Source organism: Psychrobacter piscatorii, from assembly GCF_904846415.1.
Classification (GTDB): Bacteria; Pseudomonadota; Gammaproteobacteria; order Pseudomonadales; family Moraxellaceae; genus Psychrobacter; species Psychrobacter piscatorii.
On sequence record NZ_CAJHAR010000083.1, the window covers coordinates 1 to 1,160 of the forward strand.

Consider the following 1,160-nt stretch of genomic DNA (forward strand, 5'->3'; position numbering starts at 1 on the left):
AGGTCATGCCATTTGCTAAGCTTTTAAGAACTTGTTTGCGATAGTCTAGTGAATAAGTCATGATAATTAAGTATATCTGTTGAGATGTTTTATCTTATAACACTTTTGTATTTGATACACTATATAAGGTTGAGTATGCACATAATTACTTATCCAAGGTTTATTTGTACTAATAAAATGAATGATATAAGGGTTTAATTTATTAATTAAACGATAATTAGTTTCATGCAACTGCCAATTATATTCAAAAGGAATCACTGGCATCTTTCCTTTCATTGCTAAATTTATAGCAGATTGATCATGGCATCGTAAATTAGCTTGTGTATCAAAAGCGACATTAAAAATCTTTTCGATTAGATTATTTTTGATACAGTTAGGCACATTAAATACTAAAACACCAGAATTTCTATATAAGTGGCTGGCTTCATGATACGTTTCTAAATACTGAGAAACCGATGGCGTAATACCATTTTTAGTCCGTGACTGGCGGTTAAGCTCAGTGATATCTGGAGCTGCTGCAATACAAAAACTCTCTTCAAAACCATCTACAACCTTCATTAATTCATTAAAAAATGGTCGCCTTATATAGACATCAGCATCTAAATAGACTATATAATCGTAATCATTACTGAAAACTTGAGGTAAAAACACTCTACTATATGCTGCTAGTGAAAGATGATCTACAGGAAGGCTGTCTATTCCAGTTATTTCAATTTCCACAAACCGTATATCTAAATCTATAAAATATTCAGGTACTTTAGCGATATTTGGCAGACAAATACAGACATCGAACTTTCGGCTCTCATGTTTAGAAATTATTTGCTGTGCGGCAAATAGTGCATATGATAAATATCCATCGTCTACACAAAATACAACAGCACTCTTATAACGAGATGTTTCTTGGTGCTTTTTAATGATGCACTTGACTTGTCCACCTAGAATACTAATATCGTTCTTAATCATATGTAGAACCTTATCCCAATATATTGTTAATTGATTTACTCTTAGGCTTTTTTAATCAACCTCAGTCTTAATATAGTCTAATCCAAATAAAACCGATACAATATTTATAACAATCTTAATTAATGAAATAAACAATGACTTATTCAATAGACTATCGCAAACAGGTACTTTCTAGCATCGCTGATGGCATGACCATA

Annotated in this window: 1 protein-coding gene; it reads right to left on the reverse strand. The window is 31.6% G+C overall.

Going from position 1 to position 1,160, the window contains the following annotated elements; all coding sequences use genetic code 11:
- Nucleotides 1-66: 66 nt before the first annotated feature.
- Nucleotides 67-963, reverse strand: coding sequence for a glycosyltransferase family 8 protein (locus tag JMX83_RS14915; RefSeq protein ID WP_201603370.1), 897 nt, complete (start codon nucleotides 961-963; stop codon nucleotides 67-69).
- Nucleotides 964-1,160: the final 197 nt, after the last annotated feature.